This is a genomic window from Ottowia thiooxydans DSM 14619 (assembly GCF_000422885.1).
Taxonomy (GTDB): Bacteria; Pseudomonadota; Gammaproteobacteria; order Burkholderiales; family Burkholderiaceae_C; genus Ottowia; species Ottowia thiooxydans.
In genome coordinates this window covers 113115-133683 of the sequence record NZ_AUGX01000017.1, presented here as the reverse complement: position 1 = coordinate 133683, position 20569 = coordinate 113115, and the positions used below count along the sequence as shown (strand labels likewise).

18 protein-coding genes are annotated in these 20569 nt (G+C 58.7%); 6 read left to right on the top strand and 12 right to left on the bottom strand.

Annotation, left to right across the window (positions count from 1 at the left end):
* Positions 1–110 precede the first annotated feature (110 nt).
* Positions 111–1106 carry a Bug family tripartite tricarboxylate transporter substrate binding protein gene (locus G518_RS0116615; protein WP_028603519.1) on the top strand — a complete coding sequence of 332 codons (996 nt, stop codon included), beginning with the start codon at positions 111–113 and terminating at the stop codon, positions 1104–1106.
* A 7-nt stretch (positions 1107–1113) separates the two neighbouring features.
* Positions 1114–2466 carry an MmgE/PrpD family protein gene (locus G518_RS35525; RefSeq protein WP_051236858.1) on the top strand — a complete coding sequence of 451 codons (1353 nt, stop codon included), beginning with the start codon at positions 1114–1116 and terminating at the stop codon, positions 2464–2466.
* A gap of 29 nt (positions 2467–2495) precedes the next feature.
* On the opposite strand, the gene prpB is transcribed toward G518_RS35525, so the two are convergent.
* The 12 genes from prpB to G518_RS0116550 all read right to left on the bottom strand — a co-directional run bounded on the left by prpB (position 2496) and on the right by G518_RS0116550 (position 15467).
* A complete protein-coding gene (prpB, locus tag G518_RS0116605; protein ID WP_028603518.1) occupies positions 2496–3395 on the bottom strand; it encodes a methylisocitrate lyase in 900 nt (299 codons plus the stop codon).
* A gap of 84 nt (positions 3396–3479) precedes the next feature.
* Positions 3480–4157, bottom strand: a complete 678-nt coding sequence (locus tag G518_RS0116600) for an isochorismatase family protein (RefSeq protein ID WP_036594979.1) — start codon at positions 4155–4157, stop codon at positions 3480–3482.
* A 57-nt stretch (positions 4158–4214) separates the two neighbouring features.
* Entirely contained in the window at positions 4215–5603 is a 1389-nt protein-coding gene (locus tag G518_RS35520) for a dihydroorotase (protein WP_051236856.1), read from the bottom strand.
* 18 nt (positions 5604–5621) lie between these two features.
* A complete protein-coding gene (locus G518_RS35515) occupies positions 5622–6704 on the bottom strand; it encodes a CobW family GTP-binding protein (RefSeq protein ID WP_051236854.1) in 1083 nt (360 codons plus the stop codon).
* 5 nt (positions 6705–6709) lie between these two features.
* On the bottom strand, positions 6710–8098 hold the full coding sequence (locus tag G518_RS0116585; RefSeq protein ID WP_028603516.1) for an MmgE/PrpD family protein: 1389 nt from the start codon (positions 8096–8098) through the stop codon (positions 6710–6712).
* 13 nt (positions 8099–8111) lie between these two features.
* A complete protein-coding gene (locus G518_RS0116580) occupies positions 8112–9506 on the bottom strand; it encodes an FAD-dependent oxidoreductase (RefSeq protein ID WP_051236853.1) in 1395 nt (464 codons plus the stop codon).
* 22 nt (positions 9507–9528) lie between these two features.
* On the bottom strand, positions 9529–10950 hold the full coding sequence (locus tag G518_RS35510) for an MmgE/PrpD family protein (protein ID WP_051236851.1): 1422 nt from the start codon (positions 10948–10950) through the stop codon (positions 9529–9531).
* The gene (locus G518_RS0116570) at positions 10935–11618 is read right to left on the bottom strand and encodes an ABC transporter ATP-binding protein (protein ID WP_028603514.1); all 684 of its coding nucleotides are present in this window, start codon (positions 11616–11618) and stop codon (positions 10935–10937) included. The genes G518_RS35510 and G518_RS0116570 overlap by 16 nt, the downstream gene beginning before the upstream one ends.
* 27 nt (positions 11619–11645) lie before the next feature.
* On the bottom strand, positions 11646–12407 hold the full coding sequence (locus tag G518_RS0116565) for an ABC transporter ATP-binding protein (protein WP_028603513.1): 762 nt from the start codon (positions 12405–12407) through the stop codon (positions 11646–11648).
* A gap of 13 nt (positions 12408–12420) precedes the next feature.
* On the bottom strand, positions 12421–13275 hold the full coding sequence (locus G518_RS0116560; protein ID WP_028603512.1) for a branched-chain amino acid ABC transporter permease: 855 nt from the start codon (positions 13273–13275) through the stop codon (positions 12421–12423).
* A gap of 62 nt (positions 13276–13337) precedes the next feature.
* Entirely contained in the window at positions 13338–14279 is a 942-nt protein-coding gene (locus G518_RS0116555) for a branched-chain amino acid ABC transporter permease (RefSeq protein ID WP_084651896.1), read from the bottom strand.
* Positions 14280–14318: 39 nt separating this feature from the next.
* The gene (locus G518_RS0116550; protein WP_028603510.1) at positions 14319–15467 is read right to left on the bottom strand and encodes an ABC transporter substrate-binding protein; all 1149 of its coding nucleotides are present in this window, start codon (positions 15465–15467) and stop codon (positions 14319–14321) included.
* A gap of 219 nt (positions 15468–15686) precedes the next feature.
* On the opposite strand from G518_RS0116550, the gene G518_RS35505 reads away from it, so the two are divergent.
* The 4 genes from G518_RS35505 (at position 15687) to G518_RS35495 (ending at position 20569) form a co-directional block, all read left to right on the top strand.
* The gene (locus G518_RS35505) at positions 15687–16544 is read left to right on the top strand and encodes an IclR family transcriptional regulator (RefSeq protein WP_051236849.1); all 858 of its coding nucleotides are present in this window, start codon (positions 15687–15689) and stop codon (positions 16542–16544) included.
* A 912-nt stretch (positions 16545–17456) separates the two neighbouring features.
* Complete coding sequence (locus G518_RS0116535; protein ID WP_028603509.1) at positions 17457–18137, top strand: TetR/AcrR family transcriptional regulator; 681 nt, start codon at positions 17457–17459, stop codon at positions 18135–18137.
* A 72-nt stretch (positions 18138–18209) separates the two neighbouring features.
* Positions 18210–19808, top strand: coding sequence for a class I adenylate-forming enzyme family protein (locus G518_RS0116530; RefSeq protein WP_051236847.1), 1599 nt, complete (start codon positions 18210–18212; stop codon positions 19806–19808).
* The gene (locus tag G518_RS35495; protein ID WP_051236845.1) at positions 19805–20569 is read left to right on the top strand and encodes an enoyl-CoA hydratase/isomerase family protein; all 765 of its coding nucleotides are present in this window, start codon (positions 19805–19807) and stop codon (positions 20567–20569) included. Before G518_RS0116530 ends, G518_RS35495 begins: the two co-directional genes overlap by 4 nt.

The window sequence follows — 20569 nt, the reverse complement described above, 5'->3', positions numbered from 1 at the left end:
TTCTTTGCAATTTTGATATCATATATCGAGCAGCGTAACAAAACGCGAAGCCGAAGGCCTGAAATCCAGACCGCGATCGCTTGATCATCCATTCTCATAGAGGCATTGAAATGAACGTAAGAGCAAATCGCCGCGAAGCTATCGCCGCGCTGACCGCACTAGGGGCCGTGGGCCTGGGCTGGCCGCTAGCCGCTGCAGCGCAGGCGGCCTATCCGTCCCGACCTGTACGACTGATCGTGCCCTTTCCCGCGGGCTCGGCCACTGATCTTGTGGGTCGCTTGATCGGGCAGAAGCTATCTGAAGAGCTGGGCCAGCCTTTTGTTATTGACAATCGCGCAGGAGCGGGTGGGAACATCGGCTCGCAAATGATCGCCAACGCTGCACCGGATGGGTACACCGTGGGTATGGGCGTTTTCGGCGTTCATGCGATCAATCCGCATCTGTTCAAGAACATGCCGTTCGACTCGATTTCGGACTTCCAGCCGATCGGATGCATCTCAACGGCGATTCAGGTTTTGGTGGTTAACTCCAAAATTCCGGTTAACACGCTGCAAGAATTTATTGATTACGCGCGAGCAAGGCCGACTGAGCTCAATTTCGCGTCACCTGGCAATGGCAGCACGGGCCAGCTTGCTGCATCTCTGCTGGAAAGTACCACTGGTATCAAGATGACCAACGTGCCGTTTACCGGCGCGGCTGCCGCGCGAGCTTCATTGCTCGCAGGGGACACTCAAGTCACCTTCGAGCTGGTAACCACGGCTGTGCCGCACGTGAAATCAGGTGCGCTCAAGGCACTTGCTGTCACGGGCGCGCGGCGCTCACCTGCACTGCCTCAACTTCCGACCTTTATGGAATCGGGCTTCAAGACGTTTGAGGTAACCACCTGGATGTCGCTCATAGGCCCCGCAGGATTACCAGCGGCTATCGTCGAGAAGCTCAATAAGACAATCAACACAATTCTCGCGCGTCCCGAAGTCGTCAAGGCGCTTGATGATGCCGGCACCACGGCTGCACCGAGCACGCCGGCTGAGCTACGCCAGCGCATGGAGCGTGACCGCACGAAGTGGGGTGAGATCATCCGGAAAGCTGGTACCAAAATAGATTAAGCGGCGAATGGACAAGCATCTCAACGATCTGGCCACTTTTGCATGCCAGCGCGAACTGGCAGCTTTCGACGCAGCCGCCGTTGAGCGCGCCAAATGGGTCATCCTGGATAGCCTCACGGCGATAGCCGCTGGTATGCGAGTACCCGAAATGAGCGCCCTGCGCGAAGCGACGCTTCGTGGCGCAGCGCCCGGGCGTTGTTGGTTGGTTGGCACCGGCCGACGTACGAATGCTGCGGATGCCGCATTGCTCAACGGAACGGCTGGTACCTGGCTTGAGCTCAACGAGGGTTGCCTCATTGCCAAGGGGCATCCAGGCATCCAGGTGGTACCAGCCGCGCTTGCAGCGGCGCAGGAACTGAATGCTACCGGCGAGGCGCTTGTGCGCGCTGTGCTCATGGGCTATGAGGTGTCGGCCCGTATTGGCCGCGCCTGGGGCATGCGGCTGGCAGTGCATCCGCACGGCACCTATGGCGCTATTGGCGCAGCGGTGGCCGTGGGCGTACTCAAAGGCTTTAGCGCCGAAGCGATGTCCCGCCTCATCAATGTCGCGTCAACGCTGGGGCTCGCCACAAGTCGTCGTACGTTGCTGGAGGGTGCGACCGTGCGCAACATTTATACCGGTCACTCCGGCAGCATGGGCTTGCTTGCTGCGCGCATGGTCGAGTGCGGCTTCACCGGGGAAGCTAATGGAGTGCAGTCCGTGTACGGCAACGTGCTGGGTGACAGCTTCGACAGTCCCTCACTGACGCGGGATCTAGGACAGCAATGGCTGATCAATGCGGGCTACTTCAAGATGCATTGCACTGGTCGCTACATTCATTCCGCTATTGACGCGCTCGATGAAGCGCTTCTGACAGCACCCGGCGGGCGCGTTGCAGCGCGCGACGTCAAACGAGTCGTTGTACGTACCTTCAAGCTCGCTGCAATGCTCAACGGGGCTGAAATTGATAGCAGTTTCGGAGCGCGATTCTCGATTCCTTTCGCTATTGCCACGATAATCCACCATGGCGAGTCCACGCTTGAAGCCTTTGATGAAGCTGCCGTGGCGAACCCCGATGTCCAGGCGCTGTGCAGACGCGTGGATATGAGCGAAGAAGCCGAATTCACCAAGGCCTACCCGGATAAGCAGATTTGCGAAATTCGCTTAGAGATGGTTGATGGCACCGAATACACGGGACATTGCGAGGTGATGCGGGGAGAGGCCGCTAACCCGTATCGGGATGGGCAGGTTCGCGAAAAATTCTTCAAGCTCGCCATCCCTGGCTGGGGCGAGGCACGCGCCACCGAACTGGTCACGCGGTTCACCCGCCTCGAGGACATACCGGCATTCGGCGACTTTGCCGCCGATTTCGACCTCTGAGCTAGCCCGTATGTTCGCCGCGGCGGCTTCTATTTCGAGGGATCGGCCTTTGCTGCGTAGAGACCATCTAGGTGCTGCTCAAAGGCGTGATAACCGATTCGCTCATACAGCTCCTCACGGGTCTGCATCGTATTGATCACGGCCTGCTGAGATCCATCCCGGCGGATGGTTTCATAGACATTCTCTGCAGCTTTGTTGGCGGCGCGAAATGCGCTTAGCGGGTAGAGCACCATGCTCACACCGGCGCTTGCAAGTTCGTCAGTAGTGAAGAGCGGCGTTTTCCCGAACTCGGTGATATTGGCGAGAACCGGAGTCTGCAGGGTGTCGACAAATCGCCGGTAGGTGGTGAGGTCATTGGCCGCCTCCGCAAACACGGCATCGGCACCTGCCTCCACAAAACGAGCAGAGCGCTCCAGCGCCGCGTCCACTCCTTCACTGGCGATGGCATCAGTGCGGGCGATGATGTAGAAGTCTGCATCGGTACGGGCATCGACAGCGGCTTTGATGCGATCCACCATTTCCTGCGTAGACGCAATCTCCTTGCCAGGACGATGGCCGCAACGCTTGGCGCCCGCCTGATCTTCAATATGGCAGGCCGCTGCACCAAAACGGATGAGGCTTTTGATGGTCCGCGCGATGTTGAAGGCGCTCGGGCCAAAGCCGGTATCAATGTCGACCAATAGAGGGGCGTCACATACATCGGTGATGCGACGGACATCGGTCAACACATCATCCAACGTGTTGATGCCCAGATCCGGCAAGCCAAGCGAGCCAGCAGCCACACCACCACCGGAGAGGTAGATGGCGCGGTAACCCGCGCGCTTGGCGAGCAGGGCGTGGTTCGCATTGATCGCGCCTACGATTTGAAGAGGCTTTTCTTCGCGCAAGGCCAAGCGAAAGCGCTGGCCAGGAGACAAGGACGTTGTCATTTCAAGTTCTCGGGTGAGTGTTTAGTATTGCCGGGCCGCCCAAAAATAAAGCACCCCCTCGGGGTGTGTGGGGGCCTTTTATCGTCAGGAAATGGCCTGGAGTTTGGACATCAGTTCGGCCACTGGGGAAACGTCCGCGTACTTCTGGCCCAGATCAAAAAGATTTACCTTGTGCGAGGTGATGCTGCGGTCATACACGCACTCCTGAGGAATGGCTACTTTGAAATTGAGCGAAAACGCATCGACTGCGGTGCCGCGCACGCAACCGCTGGTACTGCAGCCTATGACGATGACGGTATCGACTTGATGGTCTATCAGATGGCTGCACAAAGCCGTGCCGAAGAAGGCGCTGGGATGCTTCTTGGGGAGCATGACGTCGCCAGGTTGCGGCGCGATCGCTTCAGGAAACTCGTACCCCTTGGCCGCCACATTCATGATGGCTGGCACTTTCTCGGCCAAGCGTCCGCCTTCGTTGGCGATTTTTGGCGCCACGTGCGGGTACATCACAGGCCAACCGCGCGCGCGGAAAAGCTGCACTAGCGGGACCATCGCTTCGACCGCATCCCACGCCACGGATCCGCACGAAGTGGGGAACTCCTTGATCGCCTCATCGAACGGCTTGCGTTCCGTGCCCACGGTACGGTATTGCACGTCGATGATCAACAGGGCTGGTCGTTGACCGAGGCCGCTAGGCCGGCCAAATCCCGCAGCGGCGTAGGCTTTCTGTTCTTCGGCGCTGATAACGTCGTCCCAGATGTTCATTGGGCTTCTCCTTGAAATAATAGCTCTTGGCTTTTGATAGGTTGTTTCTTCATGAGGTCAGGCGGACTGCAGATCGACCGTACCGTCGTTGCGACGAAATAGATAACGGCCCTCTCCTGGTTGACCGGTCAGTTTGCCGGCCTGCATGACGGTCTTGCCGCGCAAGATGGTCTCCACTGGCCAGCCTTTGAAGGTCCAGCTGTCATAGATGCTGTAGTCAGAATAGGAGAGAAGGTCTTCATGCCGCACCGTGCGTTCCTGATTGAGATCCACCAAGGTGATGTCGGCATCCATTCCAACGGCGAGATGGCCTTTTCGGTCGTCTATGCCAAAAATCCGAGCGGGGTTGGATGCCACCAATTGGCAAATGCGTTGCAGTGAAAGCCCGCGTTGATGAAAGCCCTCATGGAGCAATACGGGAAGAATGGTCGCGGTACCCGGAAAACCTTGAGATGCCAGCCAGAGAGATTTGTCTTTCGTGACGCGTTTCCGGGGGCAATGGTCTGAGGCGACGACATCGATCGTGCCGTCGAAGAGGCCTTCCCACAAGGCATCTTGCTCGGCTCGGCTACGGAACGGAGGATTGGCTTTGCCCATACCTCCCAGATCCATGTCGCTGGTGTGCGTGAGATAGTGAGGGCAGGTTTCGACAAAAACTTTGTCGTAGCGGCCTCGCCAGCGGCGTACCTCGTCCAAACCCATTTTGGAGCTCATGTGCGGGATGTAGATCGTGGCGCCCACCGTCTCGGCGAAAAGCATCGCCTTGATGGCGGCCTCTGCTTCGGTAATGGGCGGCTTGATCGCTTCCCACTGCTGCAGGTTATCAAGGCCAATGTTGAGTTGCGCGTTGCGAAGGCGGTTGACGATCTCGATGTTCTCGGTATGGCAGACCACCGTGACGCCGCCGATGCCTGCGGCCTGCTGCAGCAGGGCGTAAAAATAGCCGTCGTCAGTGCCGTCCAGACCGAGGTAGCGGCCCTCTTCACCCTTGAAGTTCATGAAGTACTTGAACGAGGTGACGCCGTAGTCCTTGACGTAGCTGGCCAGCTCTTTCACGTGTAACTCAGACGCGGTACTAAAGTGAAATCCGTAGTCGATGTGCGCACGCGGACGGGCGTAATCTTGCTCTCGGCGGTAGACATCTCCATAAGCTTCGTTGTTGAGAAAGTAGCCCAGCACCGTGGTGAAACCACCGATCGCCGCGTGGGCGGTTTCGGTTTCGTACTCCGTGATCTTCTCGCCGAAACCAAAGTGCATGTGCGCCTCAATGAGGCCTGGAAAGGCATGAAGGCCATCTATGCGCCGCTCGGACACATCGGCGGCCACTGGCGTTCCGGGTGCCAGTAGGGCTGCGATTTTGCCGGCCTCAACCAGGATGTCCAGTGGTGCGGGATCACTGTCGGCACTGACGACGGTGCCGCCGCGGAGGATGAAACGGTTAGGCATAGAGTTAATCCTTTGCTTTCAGAAAATGGGTGAGCACTCGAGGATCGCGTCGAGCTCGGCGCGTTGCAGCGACTCCCCGATGCACACCAGGAAGGTTTGTCGTGATGAGGCCGTGGGCCATTCAGTCAGACGTTCAGGGGGGGCGAAATAGCCCTGCACGCCCTGCACAATCCAGGGCGTGTCGGCCTGCGATGGGTTGTCTCCAATGCGCAGCAAACCCTTGCAGCGCAACAGGCGTTTTCCCAGGCGAGCCGTGAGCTGGTGAGTCCAGTCGGCGTAGGTGGGCCAGTCGAGCGTATCTGGCACGGCAATGACATGGGTTGTGATTTGGCGGAAGGCCTCGCCGTGGTGGTCGGCCTGCCGCTCCGTCGAAGTTATGCCATCGTCGGGCGCATACTGCGGCCGCAACGGGCCGCGCATCCAGGCCGAAACCGGCGTGCTGGCGCCACTGCGCAAGCCCTGCGGCAGGGCGGTGAAATGAGGCGCGGGTGGGTCGTTGCGCTGCCACTGGCCTGGCAGAGCATGGTTGTTCATGGCCGTGAGGCGCTCGCGCAGTTGCGCTAGAGATTCATTGGTGGCGGTGTCGGGCTTGCTGATCAGAAGACGGTCGGCAAATGCGACCTGACGGCAAGCCTCGTCGTAACGATCCAATGTCTGTAGGCCATTACCCGCATCTACCAGCGTGAGGACCTGTGCAAGGCTGCAGCGAGGCGCGAGGGCCGAGTCTCCCAGCAGCGAAGCCACCAGCGGAGCGGGGTTGGCCAGGCCGCTGGTCTCGACGATGATGCGGTCGAATGCAGGCACACTGCCGCCGCTGCGGCGCGCAAACACATCGATAAGGGTGTCACGCAGTGAACCGGAGGATGCGCAGCACAGGCAGCCGGAGTCGAGCAGCACGACCTGGTCATCGGCGCTGGAGACCAGCAGATGGTCAAGGCCTACTTCACCGAACTCGTTCACGATGACCAGGGTGCCGGCGAACGCCGGGTCCCGTAGAACGGCGTTGATCAGCGTGGTCTTGCCACTTCCCAGAAAGCCGGTGACCAGATCGAGGGGCACACGCCCCGCGTTCGCTGTCGTAATTTGGTCCGAAGCGTTCATGGTCCTCAGGCCCTGCTCCGCAGCGCCTTCTGCAAGGTATCCAGCGTGCCTGCCCGCACTATGGTGTCCCAGGCGCGCACGCTGGCGGCTTTGCCTAACGTGGCACTGGCATTGGCCATGAACTTGGCTTGTACAGCGGTATCTCCAGCCGGGCGCTGCGCGCTGCCCTGAACCTGGTCAATGCGCTGGGTCAGCTCGCGGCCGTCTGCCAAAATGACTTGCACATCGGCTCCGAAGCGCTGGGGAAAGCCGCTGTCGTCCCACGGACTCCAATGGATACGCTGCGACAGCGCCACGGCCTCTGCGTCAACGTCGTCCCCTGTCATGGCCGGGATGTCAACCGCTCGCCCGAGCAGGATACGCGCCATGCAATACGGCAGGCTGTACTTGGCCTCATTGCCAGTGCGCACCGTTTGCTTGGCTGACCACGGCTCACAAATCACTGTGGCAGCGCCGGGCGCTACGCGGCAATGCACTGACGTAATGGTGTCTGGTGAATGAATTTGTTCGCGCAGCCCGTGTGCGATTTCGAGGTAGGGGTGGATATAGTGGCAGCAGGGATAGAACTTGAAGGCGGCATCCGACAAGCGCCAGGCGCGACCGAGGTCCTGCAGATAACCAGCCAGACGCTCTCCACCCTGGGCGTCGTCGGCATAGGTGTTGTAGAGGCCAAAGCGGCCTTCGAGAACAGTTTCTGGCCCGGTCATGCCACCGGCGGCGCAGGTAGCGGCCCACAGGCCCGCATGGGCGGCCCAGCCCGGGTGTAGAGCCTTGACATTGGAGCCGTTGGTCAGAAACTCGAAAATGCCGCCAGCCTGACTTCCGGCAATGCCCATGGCGGCTACAGTCTCCTCAACGGACGCACCACGCGCCACGCAGGCAATCATCGCAGCGACGACCACGCCTGCAACCGAGGTGACCTGAAACCCTCGACGCTGGAAGCCGCCCGGGCTGGCCTCGCCGATACGCACCAAGGCTTCCCACCCGATGACGACCAGGCGCACGAGCTCGTCGAGCGATGCGCCGCGAACCTCGACCGACGCCAGCGCGGCTGGGACGATAACCGCGCTGCCATGCACGATAGAGGCCATGTGGGTGTCGTCGAACTCCAGGGAGTGCATGCCTGTGCCGTTCATCATCGCGGCCAGCGTGGCGGGAACACCGACATCGAAGCCGAGTGCGGTCGCTGAGCCCGTGGCCGCACCTTCGGCCAGCACGGTCTCAAGCCAGCGGCGATGTCGTGGCACAGCGGCCGCGCCCAGGCCCACGCCGATGGCATCAGCCAGATGCAGGCGAGCGAGATGCTGAACTTCAGCCGGCACATCGGCTAACGCCAAGCCGTGTGCAAACCGGGCCAGTACGCGTGAAGAAGATGGTGCAGTGGAGCCCGGCATAAGGAGACTTCCTTCAGACCGCCGCAGCGCGACCAGCGATGTAGCCCAGACCGATGGCTGTGAGCAAGCCGTTGCCCGATGCGTAACCGCCGGCCCCTGCGCCGCCGCTGATGCCCGCCGCCGCACCACCACCGGCAAAAAGGCCAGGAATGACGGCGCCATGGAGGTCCAGCACGCGGCCATCGTGATCTACCGCCAGTCCACCCTGCGTATGAAAGAGGCCTGGTGTGACGCGACAGATCCACAGACGACCCGTAAGCGGCGCCATACCGAAGCGAGAACGACCGTGGGCATCGGTGGCACGTCCGGCTGCTGCTTCATTGAATTGGGCGATCGACTGCGCGAGGGATTCGGGTGGAAGCTTGAAGAAAGTGGCGAGCTCTTCAGCGCTGTCTGCATGCTTGAGACCGCCGTAGTTGATCAGCTCACGGAATTCGTCCTCCTTGGAGGCCAGGTCCTTGATGCGTTCGTCAAAGACAGCATAGACATTGGTGTCTTGTGCCAACACATGGCGCGCATAGGCCGAGTAGCCGAGATCTTCATTGCCGAAGCGCTGGCCACTGGCATTGACGAGCACGCCACCTTTTTCAATCGTGGTCCACGATAGGAGTGAACCGTGTGGGTAGGCCACGGCCGCATAGCCCTGATAGGCCCGCATATTGGCCAGCCGGGCATTGAGCTGTTCGGCCCATAGTACGGCTTCGCCTTGGCTGCCTAAAGCTCCGAAATATTCGGCACCGGCTATCTCGTCGCAATATCGCGCTACCAGTTCGCGGTTTCCGGCGAACCCGTTGGAGGCGAGGATGACGTTGCGCGCGCCAATGCGCGATGATTCGACACCTGAGCCGCCTACCCCCGCACCCACCACAGCGCCTTCGGCGTTGCGGTAGAGAGTCTGCACTGGGTTGTTGGTGGCCAGCGGAATGTCGCGTTGAGCCACAGCGGCTAGAAGATCGTCAACCAAGTCCTGGCCGCGGCGCGAGACCGGTGCATGCAGGCGCGGTATCGTATGGCCTACATGGCAGTAGTCGGTGATAAGCGCCATCCGCGCGCCGACGTGGTCGACCAGCCATTCGCACAGCTCTGCTGAAATGGCGGCCATCCGGTGTGTCAGTGCGGGCAGCTCGCTATCTGCACCTATGCGTTGCAGGTCAGCGATCATGGTCTCGACCGAGTCGACGATGCCGGCTTCGCGCTGGAAGCGGCTGTTGGCACCTGGTACCGAGCCGGTGCTGAGCGATGAATTTCCACCTGGGCGGTCGAGCTTTTCGACAATGGCAACCTGAGCACCCGCGTCGTGCGCGGCAATGGCTGCGGCCATGCCACAGGCGCCTGCGCCTATGATGAGGACGTCCACTTCGAGGTCCCATGAGGTGCTTGCGCCGACGGTTTCGACTGAAGTGTGCATATTCGAGGTCTCTTCTATTGGTTCAGGCGACGACCGCAAAGCCGCGATGCAGCCAGGTCGACCAGGATTGTTTGAATTCGCCGTTGAGCCCTGAGGCAGACTGCACGGCGAGAGCATCTAGTTGGCGCACGACCTCCAGCCATCCTGGCGCAGCGGATTGGCTCAGCGCACCGATCTTGTGCCAGAGTGTTTCGTCGTCGAAAGGGCGGTCAGGGCCGCCTTGTGCGCTCCAGCATTCGGCGGTGAAACGCTCGCCTTCTGTAGTGGTAAGGCTTACGCGTGCCGGGCGATCGTGCGGCCATTCGCGTACACCTTCGAAGGGCCGTAGCGTGACAAGCTGACGTAGGCGAGCGACGCGTACGTCGGTCAGTGATGTCGCGTCGAAGGCGCTGGCCTCGCCATGGCCATGTACCAATGCCGCAGCGACTGCGTGCGGCGTAGAGAACTTGGCGCCCAGGGTGGTTGAGGGCGTGCAGTTGTCCAAGGCAAAGCCCAGCGAATGTACCTCGACTTCGATGGCCGTGACTTGTTGCCCACCGAGCAATTGCGGCTGACTGACCAGGATTGACTGCACCGCTTCGATGGTGGAATGCGCGTACTGACAGCATGCGTTGCGTTTGAGGTAGCCACTCTCGATGGCCCATGGCTTGGTGGCGTCGATCGAGAGGAAGGAAAGCTCCTGCTTCCAACCCAAGGCTGCGACATACACCGCGTGCAAGCTACTGCCCTCGCCGCCGAATCCGCAGACTGCCCACTCAAGCGCCTGTAAGCCGCTGACCGCACCTTGCGGTGCCCAGGTGTTGCGCGAGAGGACGCCCTGCAGCGCCTGGTTGTACGGCCCGACCATGCCCATCGTGGCGGCTGTGGCGATGGCTTGTTCCATGACCTCGGGCGATAGCCGCCTCAGGAAGCCAACGCCTGCTGCCGCACCCACTGGCGCCAGCAACGCGTGCGGATGGATCACCATAGCCGCATGCTTCCATGTGCGTGCGATGCGAGTAACGGTCTCGTAGCCGAGCACCAGCGCACGCAGTGTGTCGGCCATCGTGGCCTTCTCGACTTGCGCCACAGCGAGCAGCGCGGGCAATATGTAGAGCCCGGCATGGCACACCGCGTGGCGGTACCCCTCGTCGAGTTCATTCCAACCCATTGCCAAGCCATTACCCAATGCGGCCTCTTGCAAGCTCAGGGCCGGCAGGCCGGCGGCCAGAAGACTCGCCTGCCCCCGGCCATCAGCGCGATCTGTCAGGCGCGAATGGGCAAGTGCGACCTCGGGTTGATGCAATGCACTTAGCGCTGCACTGACGTCATCACCAAGAACGCGCACTGCGCGTTGGCGGGCGGGCGGGGATATGTCGGCCCACTCCTGTGCGCAAGCCCACTGCAGGTAGACCCGTAAGGCGTGGGCAGCATCGGACGCCTCGTTCGTCAGAATAGGTGCCACAGGCTCTCCTCCTGCAACAGTTTTTCGCTGGGACCGTCGAAGATCATGCGGCCTGACTTGATGACCACCGCGCGGTCGACGTTTTCCAGCGTAGCCTGCACGTTCTGCTCGACGATGACAATGGTCGTGCCTTGGCTTCGGTTGATTTCTGTCACGCTGCGCAGGACATCGCGCACGATGACCGGAGCCAGCCCAATGGTGGGCTCGTCCAGAAGAAGGATGGACGGGCGCGTCATCAGCGCCATGCCCAGTGCCAACATTTGCTGCTGGCCGCCGCTGAGCGAGCCGGCGATCTGGTCGTGACGCTCACGCAGTAGAGGAAACAACTCTTGCACCTGACCCAACCCGCCCTGGCCGTTGCGCAGGCCGGCGATCTGCAGGTTCCGGGCGACGCTCAGTTCACGGAAAACGTTGTGGCCCTGGGGCACGAAGCCCATGCCGTAGCCAACGTTGCGATGAACTTCGCCGGTGGCAATTTTCTGGCTGCGGTAGCTGATGTTGCCTGTGCATTCGTCGAGGTCGCCGACACAGGCACGCAGCAGCGTGGTCTTGCCAGCGCCGTTGTGGCCGAAGATGCCTATGCGTTCGCCGTCGTTGACGGTGAGCGAGAAGTCGTGCAGGACGTGCAGCTTCCCGTAGTGGGCGTTGATGCCTTGTAGTTGCAGCATGGGATGATTTCCGGACGGGTCGGGCGATTACTTGCCGAAATAGAGTTCTGCGAGAGCCTTGCTCTCGAGCAGCGTGGAGACATCGCCACGCTCCAGGATGCAGCCCTGCACCATGAAGACGGCGCTCGTGCAAAGGTCGCGAATGAAAGACACGTTGTGCTCAACGACACAGATGGCGCGGCCTGCCTGCGACTCTTCACGCACGATGGCGCGCATGGTTTCGTAGGCGCTACCCTCCACGCCCCCCATGGGTTCGTCAAGCAGCAGGCAGGGGCCATTGCTCATCAAGGCGCGCGCCATGCCGATCAGTTTCTGCTGGCCGAAGGTGATGTCATTGACGCTGGTGTTGGCCAACTGCTCCATATTCATTCGGCGCAAGATAGACATGGCGTGCTCGCGGGCCTGGCGCTCTGCCTCTCGCACCGAGGCCCCTGCGAAGATGAGGCGCAGTAGCGACTCACCCGGATAGTGAGAAGGCCCGACCAACATGTTCTCCAGCACCGACATGGAGCCAAACAGCCGCATGTGTTGCCAGGTGCGCGCTACTCCCAGGCGGGAGCGCTGGTACATGGGCAATGATTGAAGCACACGGCCCTGCAGCGCAATCTCGCCTTCATCGGGCTTGAGCACACCGGAGATCAGGTTGAACAGCGTCGTCTTGCCGGCGCCGTTAGGGCCAATCAGACCCATGATTTCGCCTGCATGCAGGTCCAGATCGATGTGGTCGGCTACCACGACGCCGCCGAAGCGCTTGCAAACGTTCTTGAGGGAAAGCACGGTTTTTGTCATAACGGTGTTCCTTTCAGCGTGCACGGGCTGGGGCCACCAGGCCCTGCGGACGTGCGAACAGGAATACGATGACCAGCAGAGTGAAGATCACGCCCTGCAACGGCCCCATAATTTCTGAGGGCAGATTCAGGAAGGTGATGGCTTCGGGCAGCGTGATGAGCAGTACCGCACCGACCACCGGGCCCCAGACCGATCCCATACCCCCGACGACGACCATGGTCAAGATCATGGCGGACTGCAGTATCTGGAATTGGTCCGGCGTGATGTATTGGTAGTAGTAGGCATATATGCCACCGGCCACGCCGGCCATGCCCGAGCCCAATGCGAAGATGGTCATCTTGATGTTCATGGCGTTGCGGCCCAATGCCGAGAACGCCAATTCGTCGTCGCGCATGGCGGTGATGGCGCGGCCGTAAGGTCCGCGTACCAGTGCGCGAATCAGCAGCACCGTGACGACGGCCAGGCTAAGGGCTACTGCTGCGAACACCGGGCTGCGGTAGTTCTCAACGATGTTGGGAATGCCGCTCAGGCCACTGGCGCCGCCGAGGAAATCGAGATTCTTGATGATCTCGATCAGCCCCAACTGAAAGCCGATGCTGGTGATAAGAAGGTAGTCGCCCGAGATGCGAAGGGAAGGCAGCGAAAGCGTGAACGAGGCCAGCAATGCGACAAGGCCGCCGGCCGCAATCGAGAGGATAGGATGCAACCCGAACTTCACGCTCAGCACACCTACGGTGTAGGCGCCCAGCGCGAAAAAGATCGGATGCGCGATGCTGACCAAGCCGCCGAAGCCGATGATCAGATTGAAGCTGGAACTGAGGATGATGTACAGGCCAATCAACACCAGCAGCGAGACAAAATATTCCATGGCGGGTTTTGGTTAGGCCGCGATTCCGGGGGGCGTTTCGCGGATTTGTGTGTGGCTCAGTCTCAGACGCTTTGGGGGGCCTTCTTACGCAGAAAGGCGGGCCGGCGGAGCTTCACGCCTTGCGGGAAGGCCAAAATGGTGATGAACAGCAGTGCATACAAGATGAGTCCCTGCCAGGCCGATGGAATCACCAAGATGCTGAAGGCCCGTAGCAGCGCCAGGAACATAGCCGCTACGGCTGCGCCAAAGACGTTCCCCATGCCGCCCAACAGCGCTGCAATGACGGCGAACAGCATCATCTCCAGCGGAGTGTTGGGTACCATTGAGGCGCGCGTGCCGAACAGGTACATACCGGCGCACACCAAAGCTGATGCGATCACAAAGGTGAGCGCGTAGACTGACCGCACGTTGATCCCGTATAGCCGAGACAGGTGCGGGTTGTCGGCCACTGCGACCATGAACTGGCCTTGACGTGTGCGGTTGAGCACCACATAAAGCGCGCCCATGACGACGACAGCCGTGCACATCGCGCGGATATCCCAGTGACTGATCACGATGCCCCCGACGATCATGGAGGGCGACATCAAGTTGCGCGACAGCGAAACTGGCTCGGTGCCAAAGAGCATGGCCAGTAAATACTGCATGAACTCAGAGACCACCAGCGTGAAGATGAAATAGGTCAGCGGAGGTGAATTTCGGCGCCGGAAGGTCTGCAGGCCAAATACTTCCATGGCCAGGGCGGCCGCGATGGTAACGGCCAATCCAGCCGCGATGCCTAGCGGCGCTGGCCATCCGAAGCGATATAGCGTCAGGTACATCGTGTAGAACGCGATGCCCATCATGCCGGCCTGTGCGAAGTTCCAGACCTTCACCACCTTCAGCACGAGCGAGAAAGCGGCGGCCAGGAGTACGCCGTAAGTGGCTGTGGCCAGCCCGGTCCAGAGAATTTGGAGAAATGTCTGTAGATCGACCATGGACGGTGTTCCGAAAGTGAAAGAACGCATGCAGCGCCGGCCGGCGCTGCATGCGAAGCAGGATCAGCCTTACTTGACTGTGGCCACGGCTTCGAACTTGCCGCCCTTCACTTGATACAGGTACACCGGCTTGTTCACGCGATGATCCTTCGTGATCTCCAGTGTCCCGGTCATTGGCAGCTCAATCTTGCCGATGTCGGTCAGGGCTTTCTTCATGTTGGCGCCCGTCAGCGGCTGCTTGGTCTTCAGCAAATGGTCGTACAGCTGCGCTACGAGGTAAGGCGCGTCGTACAGGTATTGCGTGTACGGCAAGCCGTTGGGAACGCGCTTTTCGGTCTGTTGCCAGCGTTCCACAAACTTGGCTACGCCGGCGTTTTGTTCGGCTGAAGGCGCCAGCGCGGAGACCAGCAAGCCTTCGGCTGCGGCGCCCAATTGTTCAATCACTTTTGGGTTGTAGCCTGCCGAATAAGTAGAGATGGGCTGCTTCAGGCCCAACTGACGCAGCTGTGCCACGACCTGCGGCAGATCAGACACCAGCCCTTGAATATGAATGATGTCGGGATTGGCCGAGCGCACTTTCAGCAGCGCCCCGGTGTAGTCGGTCGCTTGCGTGTCATAGGCCTCATAGGCCACTACCTTGCCGCCCGCTTCGGCAAAGGCATCGCGATAGATTCGTGCGCCTTCCACGCCGCTGTCGTTGTGGATGTAGAGCACGGCTGCGGTCGACTTTTTCAATGTCTCGCGGGCGTACTTGGCTTGTGCCCGCACGTCCACATCGGCCAGCGGATAGGTGGTGTAGACATATTCGCCGAGCTTGGCGATCTCTGGTGAGTTTGCACCCACACTGAGCTCCAGCACTTTGCTGCGGTTGGCAATGGGGGCCACCGCTTTGACCACAGCGCTCCAGGCAGTGATGAATACCGGCACTTTGTCAACGTTGATCAGGCGGTTCACGGCGTTGATACCCAGACGCGGATCGGCCTGTGTGTCGAGCAGCACCATTTCCAGCGGACGCCCCTGCACGCCACCCTTCGCATTGATGTCTTGCACGGCCCACTGCGCAGCTTTGGCCTGATCGGCGCCAAACAGAGCCTGTGAGCCGGTCAAAGGCATAGCCAAGCCGAACTTCAACGGTTCTTTATTGCCCTGGGCATGAACCGTGGCGGCACACATTAAGGCGGCTGCGGAGACCAGCAGCGTTCGACGGAGTTGCTTCATGACGGGATTCCTCCAAGAAAAAGGTACGCGGGCTAAAGAGTGCATGGGGCCAAATGGCACATCAGCATATTTCGTTATGCTAGGCGATATTTGGTATCGCTAAGAGTATCATCATTTAATTCGTAATGCCATACATAACAGTCATGTTTTTTTGGTGCACTGATTGCACTGAAAAGGTGCATTGCGAACAACGGTGGTCTAACCGAAGGTCAACGAACCATGCAAAAAGCAAAAGCCTCCGCGCCCCTGGCTGGTGAAAAGAAAGTTAACTCGGTGGAGGCTGTCAAAGTGGCTGTCCGGGTCTTGGATGAACTGGTGCTGGCGCAAAGGGCTATGGGGGTGACGGAATTGGCAGATGCCCTTCAGGAAACCAAGCCCCGCATCCACCGTCACCTGTCCACCTTGCGCGAGATGGGGCTGATTGAGCAGGACCAGAGCACTGAGCGCTATCGCTTAGGTTGGCGGGTGTTTCAACTAGGCGAGGCGGCAGGCGCCCAGTTCGATTTGCGCAGCCGCGCTGAGCCCTACCTGCTTCAGGTGCGTGACGAACTGAAGGAAACCGCGGTCCTGGCTGTTCCAATCAATGGTCAGCCTATGGTGATAGCCGCCATGGACAACATTTACGCGCGTATCTGTATTAGCGTGAAGCCAGGCAATCGGCCATTGCCGCATTGCTCCGCATTGGGCCGCCTCACGCTTGCGTTTTCTCCGCCGAAAATCCAGGAAGCGCTGCTGAGTATGGAAATGCCGGCCGAGACACCGCAGTCGATGACAGAACCTGCACGCATCCGGCAAAGACTCAGCGAGGTTCGTGCGCAGTTCTTTGAGGTGTGTGACAACGAAGTGATGCTAGGCGTCAACACGGTGGCCGTACCCATATTTCGCAATGGAGACGTTCTCGCCGGTGCCTTGGCCATCGTGGGCTCGATCCAGCACATTCCGAATCCACCGCGGCGCCATCAGATTGATGTGCTGCAGCGTTGCGCGGCCGAGCTGTCAGCGCAACTCAACAGCGATGCCTATCACCGCTGGAACCAGCTAAGGCAGGCGCACGCCATGCTGAGTGCTCTTCGCTGAGCGGTATGGATATTTCTTTGGAGCGTTGGTTTGACACGATCCGCCTAATTAATGGCTGCCCCGCCGAAAAGTGACAGTGAACACGCCCTAGTGCGTTCGTGAATAATAAATGATTGTTCTGAGTAATTAGATTTTATTTGGTTTCCAGAGTTTGCGATTCATCAGGGATGAAGGTGACAATTCATGCCTCGATATTTCATTATGGTCGATAGGGTGTCAAGTGAAATTAGCGCGAATTTTATCGGCGGGGTTACCTTGAAGGAGTGCGCTTTCAAGGTCAGATACCTAGCGCACGGATAATCCGAGATTTGAGTGGCATCCAACCGCAAAGGTGCAGCTTTCTGATCGTGATAGGGCGGTCATTTAATTGCGTTTCTCATCTGATGTGCAAGATGCCGCAGCCTTAGCGCAGATTTTGGTAAAAATCCCACTCGACCCCTTTACTAGCTTCTGTAGCTGGTTGGTCGCACGACCCGCTTGCGCTCCCGGTTCTCCTGCTAATGCGCCCAGGCTTGTTTGTCGTGATGGCCGTATATCAGCTCAAAAAGGTGGCTCCGAACCTTGATGCCGTTGCTCCCGACGCGGGGGCTCTCCAGACAAAAAATCCGGCACGGTGATCACGAACAGGTTGCCCTTGGCTCGCCGCACAAAACGACACGCGTCCTGCTCAATCTTGACCCAGGCGCCACCCTTGTACTGGATGTCCCGCGAGACCATGTTGGGCAGGCTGAAGCTTCGGGTGGCTAGGTAGGTGTGGGTATGTTCCCAGCTAATGCCATAGGGCCACGAGGGTAGGCCAGAGTCATCTCTCTGAATGAATCACTCGCCTCAGGGTTTTTACTAGCGCAAAAGGTCTCACTTGACCATAAGATGAGCGGCGCTCACTAATAAATGAACATCGCTCACTAAGCTATGCCAAAAATTTCCACCGCAGCCCTTGACGACTCTCGCTCTACTGCTGAGGAGCATCCAGGTGAGATGCAAGAGCCAGTTCCCGCGCGGCAAAAAAGAAATCAACGTCTACCGAAGCTTGTGCGCGAGCAGCAGATTCAAGCGGCGGCGCTGAAGGTATTCCGCCAAAAGGGATACCACGCAGGCTCGATCAGCGAGATCGCCAAGGAGGCAGGTTTGGCCGAAGGGGCCTTGTACAAGTTTTATCGATCGAAGAAGGAAATCCTCGAAGCGGTAATTTGCGTTTGGTATGAAATAACGCTTCGCGAATATGAAGAGAATTACGCAAAAATAGCGAGCCCCTACGATCGACTGAAGTTTTCAGTTGCACACAATATCAGGTGCATGTGCGAAGACGTGGCAATAACGAATCTATATCTTGAATTGCGACGTGATAACTATTTTCGCAGTTCTCGTTTAATTGATTACAACAAAAAATACATTGAAAAAATCAAATCAACTATTCGAGAAATCCAAGAAAACAACCGTGGAATTACGCACGGAACCCGCCCCTCACTAGTGGTCCAGATGATTTACTCCATGGGAGAAGCTAAGAGCGAGCTTTATAGATTGGGTGAGCGCGATATCAACGAGGAAGAGGTTGTGAAAGAGATTTACGAACTGGCATTGAAGGTTATTTAGGAGGCAAAAATGATAATAGATGTGCATAAGTTGCGCGGGCGACGCGCCACCGAGAGATGGAATCGGGTGTCCATGGGTGATCTGTTTGAACGGATCAAGTGGGGTGATCCGATGCGCAAGGTGTTGCGGGCCTGGGAGGGCGCCTACGAATCACCTGAAAATGCAGAATTGACAGCCGCGCGTGCAGATGAGCTGGCAAATCAGTACGCCAATGCCTTGAGATCTTCAGGCGTGAGCGAGGGGCGCATCGTCATGATGGTCTGCGAGAACTCGGCAGAGGCCCTCCTTGCAAAGATTGGGATGGCAAAGGCTGGCGTAACGGCCGCTCCGGTGAATCCGAATCTCAGCGACGAAGTGCTGGAGCAACTGATCGAACTGTGTGAACCCGCAGCCATGATCACCGATTCGGACTTCGCAGAGCGCGTCCTGCGCTTGGCTGCGAAGTCCAAGGTCCCTGTCCTTCATCAGATCAGGATCTCATCGCAGGAAGTGCCGCTGCGCTCATTCAGCGAGTTCATTGCGCAAGCGTCGGACGCGGAGCCCGAGGTCGAGATTCATGGCGACGATATCTGGGAGCTGCTGTTCACTTCTGGATCCACCTCAACGCCAAAAGGCGTCATGGTTTCGCACACCAACACCATGTTCGCTGCTATGAGCTTCAATGGCATGTGCATGGTCGGAAACGACTACGAATCCGATCTCGTGATGTGTTCGTTCCTGCCGATCATCTATCACGTCGGCGATGGAATCATCTACAACACCATCATGTCAGGCGGCAAGGCAGTGATTGGTCGCAAGTTGAACCCGCGCCTGATCGCCGAAGCGATAGACCAGGAAAAGGTGACCTCGCTATGGGGTGGCGCACCACAAGCGATCGACGCCATCACTTCCGAGTTCGAAAAAGATCAAGGTCTTTCCAGTACGAGCCTGAAGACGGTCATCTTTGGCTGGGCGCCGATGAACCCCCAACTGCACGCCAAAGCGCACCAGTACCTGGGAGCAGGCGTCAAGTTCATCGAAATCATTGGGATGACCGAGGTCGTTTGTGCGCACCGTTTCTGGATTGAAAAACACCCTGAACTCTTCCAGCGAACGTCGCCCCAGGAGAACTATGTGGGTGAACCGCATGGTTTGCTGGCTGCAAAAATTTCCGGTACGGATGGCACACCGATCCCGATGGGTGACGCCTCGGTAGGGGAGGCCGCCTATCGCTCGCCGGCATTGATGGCGGGGTATTACAGGAAACCGGAAGACACCCGCGAGGCATTTCGCGGTGGCTGGTTCCACGGAGGAGATGCATTCAAGTGGGGGGAGTCAGGGCAACGCATCCTGGCCGACAGGTTCAAAGACATCGTCAAGACCGGTGGTGAGAACGTTACCTGCATTCGTGTCGAGGCCATTCTGAGTGGACATCCCTCGGTGTTGAAGACAGCGATTGTGGGGCTCCCGCATGCCCGCTGGGGCGAAGCAGTCACCGCCTTCATTGTGAAAAAAACAGGCGCCTCAGTAGACGAGGAGGAACTGGTGCACCTAGCAAAGCAACGCCTGGCTCCCTTTGAGCAACCGAAACAGTACGTATTTTTGGATGCCTTGCCTGAGACCGTGGGAGGCAAGGTCCAAAAACACATTATTCGGAGCACCTACAGCAATCTCTACAAGGAACGCCAATGAATTACAAACACCTTCTCGTCACCGCTGACGCGGGCCGAGCTGACATCAGATTGAATCGACCGGCAAAGTACAACCCCCTGCTGCCGGAGATGTGTGAAGAGCTGGCGTCTGCCGCAGAGCAGTTGGCAGCCAGGCCTGATATCAAGTGCATCGTGTTCAGTGGCGAAGGCAAGCACTTCAGCGCCGGTTTTGATGTGACGTCAGAACCCAGTGCCACGGATACCAAGAGCGTTTGGATTGCCAACAAGCGCATGCAGAACGCTTTTTCGAGAATCAGTGATCTACCCGTAGTAACCGTTTGCGCGCTCCGGGGCTATGTAGTTGGTGCTGGATTTCTGTTGGCCGCCACCTGCAATCTGCGCTATGCCACGCCCGACACCATTTTCTATGTGCCGGAATTGGACATGGGCATCCCATTCTCATTGGGCGGTGTGGCCACGATTGCACGCTATATCGGCATCACTCGCACGACCGAGATGGTATTGACCTGCAACAAGGTGACCGCATCGAGTCCGTACATGGAAGGCTTCGTGACCCGAATCCTCGAAGAAGAAGAGCTGATGCGCTTCGTGGACCAGATCGTTGACTCAGTCGTCAAGCGCCCCAGTTCACTGCTGTTGAGCTCTCTCTCCACGATTCGCGAAGCCGAGCGTGGACTCATGCCCAACCCCGCAAGCGACTTGTTCACGATGCTATTTGTAGACGTGGAAGAAGAAGCGAAGACGGTCAGAACCAATTATTCCAAGCGATTCAAGTCCTGA